Source organism: Rubellimicrobium aerolatum (assembly GCF_017872975.1).
Lineage (GTDB): Bacteria > Pseudomonadota > Alphaproteobacteria > Rhodobacterales > Rhodobacteraceae > Rubellimicrobium > Rubellimicrobium aerolatum.
Map to the genome: position 1 here is coordinate 145,208 of NZ_JAGGJP010000006.1, position 15,408 is coordinate 160,615.

The 15,408-nt window shown below is 71.8% G+C and carries 13 protein-coding genes; 3 read left to right on the top strand and 10 right to left on the bottom strand.

Going from position 1 to position 15,408, the window contains the following annotated elements:
• Positions 1 to 6 precede the first annotated feature (6 nt).
• Together J2Z33_RS09180 and gltX are read right to left on the bottom strand one after the other, a co-directional pair.
• Entirely contained in the window at positions 7 to 1,299 is a 1,293-nt protein-coding gene (locus J2Z33_RS09180) for a citrate synthase (RefSeq protein WP_209840102.1), read from the bottom strand.
• Between the two features lie 31 nt (positions 1,300 to 1,330).
• Positions 1,331 to 2,743: a glutamate--tRNA ligase gene (gene gltX, locus J2Z33_RS09185; RefSeq protein WP_209840104.1), complete on the bottom strand. Its 1,413-nt coding sequence runs from the start codon at positions 2,741 to 2,743 to the stop codon at positions 1,331 to 1,333.
• Positions 2,744 to 2,819: 76 nt separating this feature from the next.
• Between gltX and J2Z33_RS09190 the strand changes: the two genes are divergently transcribed.
• Together J2Z33_RS09190 and J2Z33_RS09195 are read left to right on the top strand one after the other, a co-directional pair.
• Positions 2,820 to 4,904, top strand: coding sequence for a ComEC/Rec2 family competence protein (locus J2Z33_RS09190; protein ID WP_342454155.1), 2,085 nt, complete (start codon positions 2,820 to 2,822; stop codon positions 4,902 to 4,904).
• A 48-nt stretch (positions 4,905 to 4,952) separates the two neighbouring features.
• The gene (locus tag J2Z33_RS09195) at positions 4,953 to 5,438 is read left to right on the top strand and encodes an SRPBCC family protein (protein ID WP_209840106.1); all 486 of its coding nucleotides are present in this window, start codon (positions 4,953 to 4,955) and stop codon (positions 5,436 to 5,438) included.
• A gap of 105 nt (positions 5,439 to 5,543) precedes the next feature.
• Here the strand turns inward: J2Z33_RS09195 and J2Z33_RS09200 are convergent, their stop codons facing one another.
• The 8 genes from J2Z33_RS09200 to J2Z33_RS09235 form a co-directional block, all read right to left on the bottom strand.
• Complete coding sequence (locus J2Z33_RS09200; RefSeq protein WP_209840108.1) at positions 5,544 to 6,317, bottom strand: SDR family NAD(P)-dependent oxidoreductase; 774 nt, start codon at positions 6,315 to 6,317, stop codon at positions 5,544 to 5,546.
• Positions 6,314 to 7,504, bottom strand: a complete 1,191-nt coding sequence (uxuA, locus tag J2Z33_RS09205) for a mannonate dehydratase (protein WP_209840110.1) — start codon at positions 7,502 to 7,504, stop codon at positions 6,314 to 6,316. The genes J2Z33_RS09200 and uxuA overlap by 4 nt, the downstream gene beginning before the upstream one ends.
• Before the next feature lie 118 nt (positions 7,505 to 7,622).
• Complete coding sequence (locus tag J2Z33_RS09210) at positions 7,623 to 8,363, bottom strand: metallophosphoesterase (RefSeq protein WP_209840112.1); 741 nt, start codon at positions 8,361 to 8,363, stop codon at positions 7,623 to 7,625.
• Between the two features lies 1 nt (position 8,364).
• On the bottom strand, positions 8,365 to 9,096 hold the full coding sequence (locus J2Z33_RS09215; protein ID WP_209840114.1) for a proteasome-type protease: 732 nt from the start codon (positions 9,094 to 9,096) through the stop codon (positions 8,365 to 8,367).
• A gap of 32 nt (positions 9,097 to 9,128) precedes the next feature.
• A complete protein-coding gene (locus J2Z33_RS09220) occupies positions 9,129 to 9,938 on the bottom strand; it encodes a transglutaminase family protein (protein ID WP_209840116.1) in 810 nt (269 codons plus the stop codon).
• On the bottom strand, positions 9,931 to 10,869 hold the full coding sequence (locus J2Z33_RS09225; protein WP_209840118.1) for an alpha-E domain-containing protein: 939 nt from the start codon (positions 10,867 to 10,869) through the stop codon (positions 9,931 to 9,933). The genes J2Z33_RS09220 and J2Z33_RS09225 overlap by 8 nt, the downstream gene beginning before the upstream one ends.
• A complete protein-coding gene (locus J2Z33_RS09230; protein ID WP_209840193.1) occupies positions 10,869 to 12,275 on the bottom strand; it encodes a circularly permuted type 2 ATP-grasp protein in 1,407 nt (468 codons plus the stop codon). The genes J2Z33_RS09225 and J2Z33_RS09230 overlap by 1 nt, the downstream gene beginning before the upstream one ends.
• Positions 12,276 to 12,694: 419 nt before the next feature.
• Entirely contained in the window at positions 12,695 to 13,969 is a 1,275-nt protein-coding gene (locus J2Z33_RS09235; RefSeq protein ID WP_209840120.1) for an ROK family protein, read from the bottom strand.
• Between the two features lie 373 nt (positions 13,970 to 14,342).
• Between J2Z33_RS09235 and xylF the strand changes: the two genes are divergently transcribed.
• Positions 14,343 to 15,374 carry a D-xylose ABC transporter substrate-binding protein gene (xylF, locus tag J2Z33_RS09240; RefSeq protein WP_209840122.1) on the top strand — a complete coding sequence of 344 codons (1,032 nt, stop codon included), beginning with the start codon at positions 14,343 to 14,345 and terminating at the stop codon, positions 15,372 to 15,374.
• The last annotated feature ends 34 nt before the right edge of the window (positions 15,375 to 15,408 follow it).

Sequence of the window (15,408 nt, forward strand, 5' to 3'; positions counted from 1 at the left end):
GCTTGCTCAGCGGTTCTCGATCTCGATGTAGTCGCGCATCGACTGCCCGAGGTAGAGTTGCCGGGGACGCCCGATCTTGAGCTGCGGGTCGGCGAGCTGCTCCTTCCACTGCGAGATCCAGCCCACGGTGCGGGCCAGCGCGAAGATGGGCGTGAACATCGCCGTCGGGAAGCCCATCGCCTCGAGGATGATGCCCGAGTAGAAGTCCACGTTGGGGTAGAGCTTCCGGCTGACGAAGTAGTCGTCCTGAAGCGCGATCCGCTCCAGCTCCTGCGCGACCTGGAGGAGCGGGTTGTGCTGCACGCCGAGAAGATCGAGCACCTCGTCCGCCGTCTGCTTCATCACCTTGGCGCGCGGGTCGAAGTTCTTGTAGACCCGGTGCCCGAAGCCCATCAGGCGCACGCCCGACGACTTGTCCTTCACCTTTTCGATGAAGTCGGGGATGCGATCCGGCGTGCCGATCTGGCGCAGCATCTCCAGCGTGGCCTGGTTCGCGCCGCCATGGGCCGGACCCCAGAGGCAGGCGATGCCCGCCGCGATGCAGGCGAAGGGGTTCGCGCCCGAGGAGGAGGCGAGGCGGACCGTCGAGGTCGAGGCGTTCTGCTCGTGGTCGGCGTGGAGCGTGAAGATCCGGTCCATGGCGCGGGCCAGGACGGGGTTCACGTCGTAGGGCTCGGCCGGGACGGCGAAGCACATGTGCAGGAAGTTCGCCGCGTAATCGAGGTCGTTGCGCGGATACACGAAGGGCTGGCCGATCGAGTACTTGTAGGCCATCGCCGCGATGGTCGGCATCTTGGCGATCAGCCGGAAGGCCGCGACCTCGCGCTGATGCGGGTCGTTGATGTCGAGGCTGTCGTGGTAGAAGGCCGACATGGCTCCGACCACGCCCACCATGGTCGCCATCGGATGCGCGTCCCGCCGGAAGCCCCGGAAGAAGTTGTGCATCTGCTCGTGGATCATGGTGTGCCGGGTCACCGTCATCTCGAACTTCTCGAGATCGGCGGCCGAGGGCAGCTCCCCATTGAGCAGGAGGTAGCAGACCTCCAGATAATGCGACCGGGAGGCGAGCTGCTCGATCGGGTAGCCCCGGTGCAGCAGGACGCCGGCATCGCCGTCGATGAAGGTGATCGTCGAGTCGCAGGCCGCTGTCGAGGTGAAGCCCGGGTCGTAGGTGAAGACGTCCGCCTGGCCGTAGAGCTTGCGGATGTCGATGCAGTCGGGCCCTTCGGTGGGCGACAGGACGGGAAGCTGGTAGTCCTTCCCGTCGATGGTGAGCGTGGCGGTCCGTGACTCGGCCATGAAGGCGCCTCTCTGTTGTTCCACGGTCTCTCTACCCCTGGCGTGCTAAGATGTCGTGAAGTCGCGCGATGGACTCGTCCCGGCCGAGGACCAGCATCATGTCGAACACGCTGGGCGCAACGGTCCGTCCGGCCAGCGCCGCGCGCAGCGGCCCCGCCAGCTTGCCGAGCGTCGTCCCGTGCGCCTGTGCCCCAGCCGCCACGACCCCCTCGAGGGCCTCGCGGTCCCAGGTAGCATTTCGCAGCTGCGGCGTCAAATCGGCCAGTATACCGTGGAATACCGGATCGAGCGTTTTCGCCGCGGCCGCGTCGATGTCGAGCGGTCGGTCCACCAAGGCGAAACGCGCCTGATCGAGGAGCTGGGGCAGGGTCTTGGCCTTGGCCTTGGCGAAGGGCAGGGCCTTCTGCAGCCGCTCGCGCCGCGCCTCGGGAATCGGGGGCTGCCCGGTCGCGGTCAGGAACGAGTCCAGTTCCGTCAGCAAGCTGTCATCGGGCGTGCGCGCCATGTGCTGGCCCGAGAGATTCTCCAGCTTCTTGAAGTCGAACCGGGCCGGGGACCTGCCGATGCCGGACAGGTCGAAGACGGCCATGGCCTCCTTGTCGGTGAAGACCTCCATGTCGCCATGGCTCCAGCCGAGCCGGGCGAGGTAGTTCCGCATCCCGGCGGCGAGATAGCCCATCGCCCGGTAGTCGGCGGTCGCCGTCGCGCCGTGGCGCTTGGAGAGCTTCTTGCCATCGGGCCCGAAGATCAGCGGCACGTGCGCCATGACCGGGACGGGCCAGCCCATCGCCTCGTAGATCATCTTCTGGCGGAAGGCGTTGGTGAGGTGGTCGTCGCCCCGGATGACGTGGGTCACGCCCATGTCGTGGTCGTCCACCACCACGGCCAGCATGTAGAGCGGCGTCCCGTCCGCGCGCAGCACCACCATGTCGTCGAGCTGATCGTTCTGGATCGTGACCTCGCCCTGCACGGCGTCGCGGATCGTCGTCGCGCCGTCGCGCGGGGCCTTCACCCGGATGACGAAGGGGGTGTCGGGATGCCCGGATTCGGGCACCTCCCGCCAAGGCGAGCGGTAGAGCGTGGAACGTCCCTCCGCGCGGGCCTGCTCGCGGAAGGCGTCGATCTCCTCGGGCGTGGCGAAGCACTTGTAGGCCGCGCCCTTGGCCAGCATCTCGCGCGCGACGGCGGCGTGGCGGGAGGCCCTCTCGAACTGGCTGATCGGCTCGCCGTCCCAGTCGAGGCCGAGCCAGGTCAGTCCGTCCAGGATCCTCCGGGTGTTCTCGGGCGTGGATCGCGCGCGGTCCGTGTCCTCGATCCGCAGGAGGAACCTGCCGCCCCGACCTCGGGCGAAGAGCCAGTTGAACAGCGCGGTGCGCGCGCCGCCGATATGCAGCGCCCCGGTGGGCGAGGGCGCGAACCGGGTGACGACGGGGGTATCGGGCATCGGGGTTAACCTCTCGTTCATCAGCCGGGGACTAGGATTGCACGGCGGGATTAATGACGGGTTGAGAGCAGGACAAGTGGACCTCGATCCCACGCTCCCTGGACCGAGCGCGGCCGGGCCGGCCCGGGGCTGGCTTCGGGCCGTTGTGGAGGAGGCCCTGCTCGCGCAGCGCGGGCACCTGCTGCCCTGGGCGCCGGTGGCGCTGGGAGTCGGGATCGGCCTCTACTTCGCCCTTCCCGTCGAGCCGGGGACGATGGCCTGGACGGCGGTCGCCGCCCTGGGCGTCGTGGCCCTGCTCCTCGCGCGCCGCCTGTCCACCGGCTTCGCGCCGCTGGCGCTCGGGCTCGCGCTGGTCGCGGGCGGGGCGGGGCTGGCCGGATGGCGGACCTGGGACGTGGCCGCGCCCGTCCTGGGCTTCCGCTACTACGGCCCCATCGAGGGCCGGATCGTGGAGATCGACCGATCCGCCAAGGACGCGCCGCGACTCACGCTCGACCGGGTGGTGCTGCGCGACATGGCCCCGGAGCGGCGGCCGGCCCGCGTGCGAGTCACATTGCGGGGCGACCAGCGCTGGCTCGTGGCCGAGCCGGGGCGCGTGGTGATGATGACGGGGCACCTGCTGCCGCCCTCCGGCCCGGCCGAGCCCGGCGACTTCGACTTCCGCCGGATGGCCTGGTTCGAGGGGCTGGGCGCCATCGGCTACACCCAGTCGCCGGTCCTCACGCGCGCGCCGCCCGAGGGCGGGCTCTGGATGCACCGGCTCCGCGCCCGGCTGTCGCTGGCGCTGCGCGAGCGCATCGAGGGCGACGCAGGGGGCCTTGCCGCCGCCGTGTCCACCGGCGACCGCTCGGGCCTGTCCAGCGCGGCGAACCAAGCCATGCGGGATTCGGGCCTTTACCACCTCGTCTCCATCTCCGGGACGCATATGGGGCTGCTGGTCGGCTTCGTGTTCCTGCTGGTGCGGACGGCCATCGCGGTCGTGCCGCCGCTGGCGCTGCGGGTGAACGGAAAGAAGGTCGCGGCGCTGGCGGCGCTGCCGGCGGCGGCGCTCTACCTCGGGCTCGCCGGGCGCGACGTGGCGACCGAGAGGGCCTTCGTCATGGTCGCCGTCATGCTGGGCGCGGTGCTGGCGGACCGGCAGGCGGTCACGCTGCGGTCGGTGGCCATCGCCGCGCTGATCGTGCTCGTCCTGCGGCCCGAGAGCCTGGTGAGCCCCGGCTTCCAGATGTCCTTCGCCGCCGTGACGGCGCTCAGCGCGGCCTTCGGCGCGGGGCTGCGGCCCCGGACCCGGCGCTGGGGCTGGGCGGGGGTCGTGGCGGTGCTGGTGCTGGCCTCGCTGGTCGCGGGCCTCGCCACGGCGCCCTACGCGGGGGCGCATTTCAACCGATTCACCTCCTACGGCCTCGTCGCCAACCTCGTCGCCGATCCGGCGATGGCGTTCCTCGTCATGCCGGGGGCGGTTCTCCTGGCGATCGGCGGGGTCTTCGGAGCAACGCAGCCCGCGCTTCTGATGATCGAGCTGGGGTGCCGCTGGATCCTGCTGGTGGCCGACCTCGTGGCGCAGCTGGAGGGCGCGGCCACGGGCGTCGTGGGGCCGCCGGGCGCGGTGCTGCCGCTCCTCACCCTGGGCGGGCTGGTCCTGATCCTCTGGCAGGGGCGCGGGCGCTGGGCCGGCCTGCCGCTGGTCGCGACGGCGCTTGCGCTCTGGATGGGGGCGGGCCGGCCCGACCTGCTGGTCGCCGCCTCGGGCGGGACGATGGCGGTGCTCGGTCCCGAGGGGCGCGACGTGGCGCGCCCTCGGGGCGACGGCTTCGCCGTGGCGGCCTGGCTGGAGAACGACGGCGATCTCCTCGCGCAGGAGGCGGCGGCCGGGCGTCCGGGGATCGAGGGCGAGGGCAAGCTGTTCCGCGCCCGGATCGGGGCGGAGGAGGTGCTGCTGGTGCGCGGCGAGGCGGCGCTCGCCGCGCTGGAGGGCTGCGGGGGCGCGACGATCCTCGTGACCGACCGGCGCGAGGCGGGCGCGCGGCCCTGCCTCGTGCTGGACGCGGGCGCTCTGGCCGGGACCGGCGCGGTCGCGGGCTGGCGCGAGGGGGAGGGGCTGCGGCTGATGACGGCGGCCGACCTCGCGGGGAGCCGGCCCTGGACGGCGGGTGGCCCCTAGCGGAGCGGAGCCCCGGCCCCTAGGTGAGGGGCGGGAGGTCGCGACACCATGCAGCTCACCGGAGAGAAGATCCTCGCCGCCCCGCCCGAGGCGGTCTGGACGGCGCTCATCGATCCCGTCTTCCTCAAGGCCCTGATCCCGGGGTGCCAGGAGATGTCGGGCAGCCCCGAGGCCGGCTACGACATCGTCGTGGAGCGCGGCGTCGGCGGCATGACGGCGCGGATGACCGGGCGCTTCGACCTGCGCGAGGTCCAGCCGGGGCAGGGCTGCCTGCTGGTCGGCGGCGGCTCGGGCGGGGCCGTCGGGCAGGCCCGGGGCAAGGCGCGCATCCGCCTCTCGCCCGAGGGCAGGGGGACGCGGCTGGCCTGGGACATCGCGGCGGAGCTGGAGGGCAAGCTCGCCGGCATCCCGCAGTTCGTGGTCAACATGGCCGCGCGCAAGGTCGCGGACGGGTTCGTGGAGCGGTTCGCGGCGGCGCTGGAGCGCCGGCCGGTGCAGACCAAGGGCTGGCTGGGGCGCATCGTCCCGCGCTAGGCCGCGCGCGACCGGGCGGGCCGGGGCCGCGAGGGGGCTCCGGCGCGCGGACCCGAGGGTCCGGTCGATGAGGCGGGCGAGGCGCGCGGCGGGGGACATGGCGGCCTAGACGCCGAGCTGGGCGGTCAGGCCGCCGTCGATGCGGAGGTCGGTGCCGGTGACGAAGGCGGCCTCGTCGGACAGGAGCCAGGCGATGAGGGAAGCCACCTCCTCAGGCGTGCCGATGCGGCCGACGGGGTGGCCGCGGCCGAACATGGCGAGCACCTCCTCGGGGTCGCCGCCCTCGCCGGCGATCTGGGCCGCGCCGAAGTCGAGGAGCGGCGTGCGGATCGAGCCGGGGCTGATCGAGACGACGCGGACGCCGTGCGGGGCGCAGTCCACCGCCATGGCGCGGGTCATGGCGTGGACCGCGCCCTTGGTGGTGGCGTAGCCCAGCACGTTGCGCTGGTTGGCGAAGCCCTGGACCGAGGAGATGTGGACGATGGCGCCCTTGCCCTTGGCCTTGAGGTGGGGCCAGGCGAAGTGGCTCGCGACGAAGAAGGCGCGGAGGTTGACGGACATCACGCGGTCCCAGTCGGGGATCGTGGTGGTGGACAGGTCGCCGTAGGTCTGGATTCCGGCGGCGTTCACGAGGTGGTCGAGGCCGTGGGGCCTCGCGGCCTCGGCGACCCAGGATTCGACCTCGGAGTCGCGGGTGAGGTCCACCTTCGTGACCGTGATGGAGAGGTCGCCGGCGGCGTCCCGGGCCTTGGCGTTCAGGGCGTCGTCGATGCCGCAGAGGTGGACGCGCGCGCCCTCCCGCGCGAGGCGGAGGGCGGTGGCGAGGCCCATGCCGCTCGATCCGGTGACGAGGGCGGTCTGGCCGGAGAAGCGGCTCATTGGAGGACTCCGTAGGTGGGATGGGTCAGGGCGGCCAGGATGCCGCGCAGCTCGGCCAGGCCCTTGAGGCGGCCGATGGCGGAATAGCCGGGGTTCGTGACGCGCGACTGGTCGTCGAGCAGGAGGTGGCCGTGGTCGGGGCGGAAGGGGATCAGGTGGTCGGCGCGGCCCTCGGCGCGGCGGCGGGCCTCCTCGCCCAGCAGGAGCGCGAGGAGGCGCACCATGTCGGCGTTGCCGGACAGGTGGTCGTCCTCGACGAAGCTGCCGTCGGGGTCGGTCGAGACGTTGCGGAGGTGGACGAAGTGCACGCGGTCGAGATGCGCGGACAGGATCGCGGGGAGGTCGTTGTCGGCGCGCGCGCCGAGGGAGCCCGCGCAGAAGGTCAGGCCGTTCTCAAGCTCGGGCACCGCGTCGAAGATCGCGGCGAGGTCGGCGGCCGTGGAGACGATGCGGGGGAGGCCGAAGAGCGGGAAGGGCGGGTCGTCGGGGTGGATGCAGAGGCGCAGCCCGTTCTCCCGCGCGACGGGGATGACGGTCTCGTGGAAGGTGCGGAGGTTCGCGCGGAGGTCGTCGGGGGACAGGTCGCGATACTGGGCGATGATGGCGGCGATCCCCTGCCGGCTGTGGCTGTCCTCGGCGCCGGGGAGGCCGGCGATGATGGTGCGTTCGAGACGCTCCACGGCCTCGGGGGCGAGCGACGAGGCCCGCGCCTCGGCTTGCGCCAGCAGGGCGGGGGCGTAGTCCCTGGCAGCGTCGGGGCGCGCGAGGAGGAAGGCGTCGTAGGCGACGAAGTCCACCATGTCGAAGCGCAGCGCGAGGCCGCCCGAGGGCATGGGGTGGCGCAGCTCGGTGCGGGTCCAGTCCACCACGGGCATGAAGTTGTAGCAGATCGTTTGCAGGCCCGCGCGGGCGAGGCGGCGCATCGTCTCGGCGAAGGCGGCGGTCGCCTCGCGGGCGGGTTCGCCGCCGAGCTTGATGGCGTTGGGGACGGGGATGCTTTCCACCACCGACCAGCGGAGGCCGGCGGATTCGATCTCGGCCTTGCGGGCGGCGATGGCGCCTTCGGGCCAGACCTCGCCCCGGTAATGGTCGTGGAGCGCCGAGACGACGCCCACGGCGCCCGCCTGCCGCACCTGCGACAGCGAGACCGGGTCCCTGGGACCGAACCAGCGCCACGTCTGTTCCATGCTCTCCACCTCCTGTTCGGGAATCGGGGGCGATTCCAATTGCGTCAGGAGGGGAGAGTAAACCCGTCGGCGGGGGTGTTGCGCGAAAAGGGCCTGGGCGTTCGCCGGTAAGGGATCGTCAACCTTCGGGCGGGCGGAGGGGCACCCGGCCCTCCGGGGTCAGGAGCCACACGTCGCGCCCCTCCACCACCGCCGGGACGAGGGGGCGGCCGTAGCCCGCGCCGCCGTCGAGGTTGACGCGGTTGCCGTGGTGATGGGGCGCGTCGAGCGCGGTGTGGCCGTGGACGACGAGGAGGCCGTGGTCGCGGGGGTCGTCGAGCCAGCCGTCGCGAATCCACATGAGGTCGGTGGGCTCCTGCGCGATGAGCGGCACGCCGGGGCGGAGGCCGGCATGGACGAACACCGCCTGCTCGGAGCGGTGCAGGAGGGGGAGGTTGTCGAGGAACACCCGGTGCGACAGGGGCACGCGGGCCCGCGCCTCGGCCCAGACCTCGGCGACGGAGCGGTGATCGGACACGTCCACGCCGTAGCTCGCCAGCGTCTCGCGCCCGCCCAGGCGGTCGTGGAGCCAGGTGTAGGCGGGGTTCAGGCCGGGGTCGCGCGCCGTGGGGTCGTCGAGGAAGAGGCGGAACATGAAGTCGTGGTTGCCGCGCAGGACGATCCAGGGGCCGCCCTGCTTGGGACCGGCTATGAGGTAGTCCATGACCTCGCGGCTGGCGGGGCCGCGGTCGGTCAGGTCGCCCAGGTGGACGACCGGCGCGGGCTCGCCCGTGCGGGCCATGTCGGCGGCGATGAGGGCGTGGGCCCGGCGCAGGGCGTCGGGGTGGCCGTGGATGTCGCCCAGCGCGTAACGGCGCACGTCAGAACACGAGGTCGGGGAGCGAATCGAAGGCCTGCTTGAGCGCGTCGCCCCAGCCGTGGCTGATGGTCTGGAAGTAGGCGTCGTTCCCCTTGATGCGGCGCGAGAGCCCGCGCCGGAGGCTGTCCCTCTCATACATCTGGAGGTCGAGCGGCAGGCCGACCGAGAGGTTGGCCTTGATGGTCGAATCGAAGCTGACGAGCAGGAGCTTGACGGCGGCCTCGAAGCTCATCTCGGCGTCGAAGGCGCGGACGAGGATCGGGCGGCCATACTTGAACTCGCCGATCTGGAGGAAGGGGGTGTCCTCGCCGGCCTCGATGAAGTTGCCCTCGGGGTAGATGAGGAAGAGGCGGGGGGCGCTGCCCTTGACCTGGCCGCCGACGATGATGCTGGCGTTGAAGTAGCTGTCCGCCCGGTCGCCGGTGTCGGCGTGCTGGGCGATGACCTCCTTGAGGATGTTGCCGATGTATCGGGCGACCTGGAACATGGAGGGCAGTTGCAGGATCGCCGGGTGCCGTTCCGAGGGCGCCCGGTTGCGTTCGTCGATCATGGAGACGACCGACTGGGTGGTGGCGAGGTTGCCGGCGGTCATGATGGTGATGACCGTCTCACCCTCGTCGGCCCAGGTGAACATCTTGCGGTAGGTCGATATGTTGTCGAGCCCCGCGTTGGTGCGGGTGTCGGACATGAACACGAGGCCGCGCGAGAGCCTGAGCGCCACGCAATAGGTCATGGGTGCCTCCTCCGGGCGATGCTGGCGGGCGGCTACTGCGCCCGCACCTCGACGGCGACCGTCAGGCGTTCGGCGCCCGTTCCGGTCCGGGCGCCTGATACAGGAGCGGCCTCGCCGTAGTCGAGGCCTGTCGCGACGCGCACGTAGCGGTGATCGGGCGAGATGCGGTTGGCGGCGTCGAAGCCGACCCAGCCCAGGTCGGGAACCCAGGCCTCGGCCCAGGCATGGGCGGCGTCCTGCGCCTCCTGCTCCATCAGGAGGTAGCCCGAGACGTAGCGGGCGGGGATGCCCATGGCGCGGGCGCAGGCGATGAAGGCGTGGGCCTGGTCCTGGCAGACGCCGTGGCCGGCCGCCACCGCGTCCTCGGCGGTCCAGCCGACATGGGTGACGCCGGTCTCGTAGCGCACGGCGTCGGAGATGGCGGCGGACAGGTCGTGGAGGCGGTGCAGGGGGCTCGGCTCGCGCGCGATCGATTCGACGAGGCGGGCGCAGGCGGGGCCGGCGGTCGTGCGCGGGGTCGGGCGCTGGAAGAGCCAGAGCGGGCCGAAGCCGGACTGCGGGCCCACGATGCCGGCGGTGTCGGCGACCTCCACCTCGCCCTCGACGGCGATGGCGAGGCGGGTGGTGCCGGGGTCGAGCGACACGAGGTCCACGGCGTTGCGGTGCTGGTCCTCGAAGGCGGCCTCCCGCCGGCCGCCCTCCACGGTCAGCGACCAGGACAGGACGCGCTGCCAGCGGTGCGAGCAGGGGCGCAGGCGGACCTGCTGGAGCCCCCAGGGGACGGGCGCGTCGTAGTCGTAGGTGGTCACGTGGCGGACGCGGAGGCGGAGATGGTCAGTCATAGAAGCGGTAATCCACCTCGGCCTGCGCGCCGAGGTCGGCGATGTCGCGGAGGAAGCCCTGGACGAACTCGTGCAGGCCGCTGTCGAGGAGGCCGTCCACGGAGGCCGAGGCGAAGCCGGTCTGGAGCGCGGCGGCCTTCTTGCCGCTGGGGGGGAGGGTGCCGTAGGCGTCGGCGAGGAAGCCGAAGTTGTCCACGAGCTTGCCGACCGAGAAGGCGAGCGAGCGCGGCATCCGGCGGTCGAGGATGAGGAACTGCGCGATGTTGCGCGCCCGCACGTCCTGGCCGTAGGTCATGCGGTAGGCGCCCTCGGCCGAGACGGAGCGCAGGATCGTCTCCCATTGCACGTTGTCGAGCGAGGAGCCGACGGCGTGGGCCGAGGGAAGGAGGACGTAGGACTTGACGTCGAGGAGGCGGGCGGTGTTGTCCGCCCGTTCGATGAAGGTGCCGAGGCGGGCGAAGTTGTAGATGTCGTTCCGCAGCATCGTGCCCGCGAAGGCGCCGCGCACGTGGGCCGAGCGGTTGCGGATCACGGTGAGGACGGCGGGAAGCTCGCGCTCGCCCACCCTTTGGGAGAGGAGGTTGCGGAGGATCATCCACGATTCGTTGACGCTCTCCCAGACCTCGCGCGTGAGTGCCGTGCGGACGAGGCGGGCGTTGTTGCGCGCCGATTCGACGACCGCGAGCACCGAGGAGGCGTTGTCGCGGTCGCAGAGCATCCAGTGGATGGCGTTGTCGCGCGTGACCTCGCCGTGGCGGGCGCGGTAGGGGCCGAGGGTGGCGGTGGTCTCCAGCACCGAGGCCCATTCGTCGTCGGCGTGGCTGCGGGTGAGGGCGATGCGCTGGCCCGCCGCCATCAGGCGGGCGGTGTTCTCGCTCCGCTCCAGGTAGCGGAACATCCAGTAGAGGCCGTTCGCGGTCTTGCCGAGCATCACTCCTCCAGCACCCAGGTGTCCTTGGTGCCGCCGCCCTGGGAGGAGTTCACGACGAGCGATCCTTTCTTGAGGGCGACCCGCGTCAGGCCGCCGGGGGTGATGGTCACGCCGTCGGGCGAGACGAGGACGTAGGGCCGCAGGTCCACGTGGCGGGGCGCGAGGCCAGCGCGGGTGAAGATCGGCACGGTGGAGAGCGCGAGCGTCGGCTGGGCGATGTAGTTGGCGGGATTGGCCAGGAGCTTGTCGCGGAAGGCCGCGATCTCCTTCTTGTTGGAGGTGGGGCCGACCAGCATCCCGTAGCCGCCCGAGCCGTGCACCTCCTTGACCACGAGGTCGTGGAGGTTGTCGAGGACGTAGGACAGCGCCGAGGGGTCGTTGCAGCGCCAGGTGGGGACGTTCTGGAGGATCGGCGCCTCGCCGGTGTAGAAGCGCACGATGTCCGGCATGTAGGAGTAGATCGCCTTGTCGTCGGCGATGCCGGTGCCCGGCGCGTTGGCGATGGTGATGCCGCCGGCGCGGTAGATGTCGAAGAGGCCGGGGACGCCCAGCCCGCTGTCGGCGTTGAAGTTGAGGGGGTCGAGGAAGTCGTCGTCCACGCGGCGGTAGAGCACGTCGATGGGCTTGTAGCCCTGCGTCGTCCGCATGGCGACGCGGCCGTCCATCACGCGGAGGTCGTGGCCCTCGACCAGCTCCACCCCCATCTTGTCGGCGAGGAAGCTGTGCTCGTAGTAGGCCGAGTTGTAGAGGCCGGGGGTGAGCACGGCGACGACGGGATCGCCCTTCGTCGCGCGGGGCGCGCAGGCGGCGAGGCTGCGGCGGAGGTTGAGCGGGTAGTTGGAGACCGGGCGGACGCGGTTCCGGGCGAACAGCTCGGGGAACATCTGGAGCATCGTCTCGCGATTTTCGAGCATGTAGCTCACGCCCGAGGGGGTGCGGGCGTTGTCTTCGAGGACGAAGAACTCGTCCTCGCCGGTCCGCACGAGGTCGATGCCGACGATGTGGGTGTAGACGCCGCCGGGAGGCTCCACCCCGATCATCTGGGGGAGGAAGGCGGCGTTGCGGGCGATCATCTCGGCGGGGAGGCGTCCGGCGCGGACGATCTCCTGCCGGTGGTAGATGTCGTGAAGGAAGGCGTTGATGGCGCGGACCCGCTGCTCGATGCCGCGCGCGAGCCGGGCCCATTCCCGCGCCGAGAGGATGCGGGGGATGATATCGAAGGGGATCAGCCGTTCCGCCGCCTCGGCGCGGCCGTAGACGTTGAAGGTGATGCCGGTGAGGCGGAACACCTCCTCGGCCTCGTGCTGCTTGCGGAGCAGCCGGGCCGGGTTCTCGCCCGTCAGCCAGTCGTCGAAGGCGGCGTAGGGCGGGCGGAGCCCCTGATACATCACCTGCGCCTGGGTCATGCGGCCCGAGCGGGCGGCCTGGATCCCGGGGAGGACCGAGTCCGCCCCATGGGGGGTGCCGTTCACGGACCCCTCCGGGGGAGCCTCGGGCGGCCCCTCGGGTGGGCCGTCGGGGGAACCGTTCGGAACGGCGGCGTCCTGGGACTGGCCCGTGCCGCGTCCCCACATCTCGTCGAAGGTGGTCGTCATCCTCATGGGGGCGATCATAGGCACCGGCCGGGCAGGCACAATGGCGGACCCAGGCGCGGCGGCCGCGCGGGATCGCCGGGAACGCCTTGGCGGCAAAGGAAAACCGCGGGGCTCGTGGGGTTCCGGCGCGGGACGGGGCCGGGCGGGCCGCTGGTGGGATCGGCGCGGCGATGCCCAAGGGCTGGGCCGACCTGCCGGTTTACCGGGCATCCGGCGAAGGCCGCGCGCGGTCAGGCCCCCAGCGCCGCGTCGGTGGCGGCGATCAGCGCCAGCGCCGCCGCGCCCTGCGCCCAGACGAGATCGCCCCAGGCATGGACCTCGACCGGGACGGGCGGGCGGCCCTGGGGCAGGGCGAGGCGGTTCATCTCGGCCAGGACCTCCTCGGCGTAGAGGAAGTCGTAGCGCATCCTTTCGCCCGAGAGGATGACGAGGCCAGGGTCGAGGAGCTGGACGAGGTTGGCGAGGCCGAGGGCGAGGTGGCGCCCGGCGCGGGCGAAGATCTCACGCGAGGGCTCGTGGCCGGACTTGGCCGCGTGGAAGAGGGTCTCCAGCATGGCCCGGGGGCTGTGCGGCTGGCCGGGATCGCGGCCGAGCGCGGTGGCGGCCTCGCGCGCGAGGGCATAGTCGGCGAGGTAGGCCTCCAGGCAGCCCCGGCTGCCGCAGCGGCAGAGCGCGCCGTCGAGCCGGACCTTCATGTGCCCCAGCTCCAGCCCGAGGCCGCGCGCGCCGCGCTGGAGGCGGCCGCCCTGCACGAGGCCCATGCCGACCCCGTGCTCGATGGTCACGACCGCGAAGTCGGAGAGCGCGCGGCCGGCGCCGAACCACAGCTCGGCCAGGGCGAGGAGGTTGGCGTCGTTGTCGATCTGCACCGGCGCGCGCAGGCGGGCGGCGAGGGCGTCGCGCAGGTCGAGGCCGCAGTCGCCGGAGCCGGACTCGGTCGGGCGCGGGGCGTCCAGGAGCGGCGACCAGGCGACGCGGCCCGCATGGTGATCGACGAGGCCGGGGAGGCCGATGCCGATGGCGGCGACCGGGGTCGGCTGGGCCGGCAGGTCGGCGATCAGGGCGGCGACCTCGGCCACCAGGGCGGCGAGGGGGCGGCGGCCGGGGGTGGCGTCGCGGGCGGCATGGGCGAGGACGCGGCCGCCGAAATCGGCGAGGACGGCGGTGTGACGCTCGTCCCCGAGCTTGACGCCGATGACGGGGCGGCCCTCGGGGACGATCTCCAGCGCCACGGGGGGGCGGCCGCGCGGGGAATCGGGGCGGTCGAGCGGGGCGGGGCCGGTCTCGCGCAGGAAGCGCAGGCCGATCAGCTCGGCGGTGGCGGCGGTGACGGAGGCGGCGCTGACGCCCAGCGCGCGGGCCACCTCGGCGCGGGAGGCGCGGCCCTGGGCGCGGACGTGATCGAAGACCTGCCGGCGCAGGGGCGACGGGTCGCGCGCGGAGGGCGGCCGCATCGGGCCGGCGCCCCGGGGGGTGTCCTCGGCGGCGGGGCCAGGGTCCGACATCGTTCACCTGTCGAAGGATTTCTGCGAGTGCGAAGGTCGTTGTCGTCCAGATGCCCGCATTTGTGGCAGTCCTTTCACCAAAAATCCATATCGAATGGCGAAACCGCAAAGTTTTGCTTTGACAGACGAAGTTAAGCCGACGCATCCTTCCTCAGGGGAACGCGCGCGGGTGCCTGGAGGGAGGAGCCGGGACGGCCCGCGCGTGGAACCCGGAAGAGATGACGAAGCCGAACCTGCCAGGAACGGCAGATGCCGTTGCAGAGAACCTTGCGGAAATCTGCTTTTGACAATGAATGGTGATCGCGCGATAACCCCGAGAGGCGCGCGTTGCCCGGCCGGCTCAACGAAGCCGACCGCAAACAGGGAGAGAGACATGAGGAAATCCGTTCTGCTGGCGTCCGCCGTGGCGGCCGTGGCGGCGTCCGTGGCGATGGCGCAGGAAGGTCCGACGGTCGGCGTGAGCTGGTCCAACTTCCGCGAGGAGCGCTGGAAGACCGACGAGGCGGCGATCAAGTCCGCCATCGAGGCGGCGGGGGGCACCTATGTCTCGGCCGATGCCCAGACCTCGCCGACCAAGCAGCTCGCGGACGTGGACAGCCTGATCACGCAGGGCGTGGACGCCCTCATCATCCTGGCGCAGGACAGCGCGGCCATCGCGCCGGCGCTGGACGCGGCCGAGGACGCGGGGATCCCCGTGGTGGGCTACGACCGGCTGATCGACGACGCGCGGGCCTTCTACATCACCTTCGACAACGTGGAGGTCGGGCGGATGCAGGCGCGGGCCGTGCTGGCGGCGGCGCCCGAGGGCAACTACGTGATGATCAAGGGCTCGCCGGTCGATCCGAACGCGGACTTCCTGCGGGGCGGCCAGCAGGAAGTGCTCCAGGAGGCCATCGATTCGGGGGCGATCACCATCGTCGCCGAGGCCTACACCGACGACTGGCAGCCCGCGAACGCCCAGCGCAACATGGAGCAGATCCTGACGCAGCAGGACAACGCCGTGGATGCGGTGGTGGCCAGCAACGACGGCACGGCGGGCGGCGTCGTGGCGGCGCTGACCGCGCAGGGGATGGAGGGCATCCCGGTGTCCGGCCAGGACGGCGACATGGCGGCGCTGAACCGCGTGGCGATGGGGACGCAGACGGTGTCGGTCTGGAAGGATTCGCGCGAGCTGGGCCGGACGGCGGGCGAGGTGGCGGTCGCGCTGGCCGAGGGCACCGCGCCCGACGCCATCGAGGGCGTGCAGCCCTTCACCACGCCGGGCGGAACCACGGTGAACTCCATCCTGCTGGCGCCGATCCCGGTCACGCGGGAGAACCTGAACGTGGTGCTGGATGCGGGCTGGATCGCCAAGGACATGCTCTGCCAGGGCGTGAACGCCGCCGACGTGGCGGTCTGCCAGTAAGCTGTCGCGGGGGCGCGCGTCCAAGGGCGCGCGC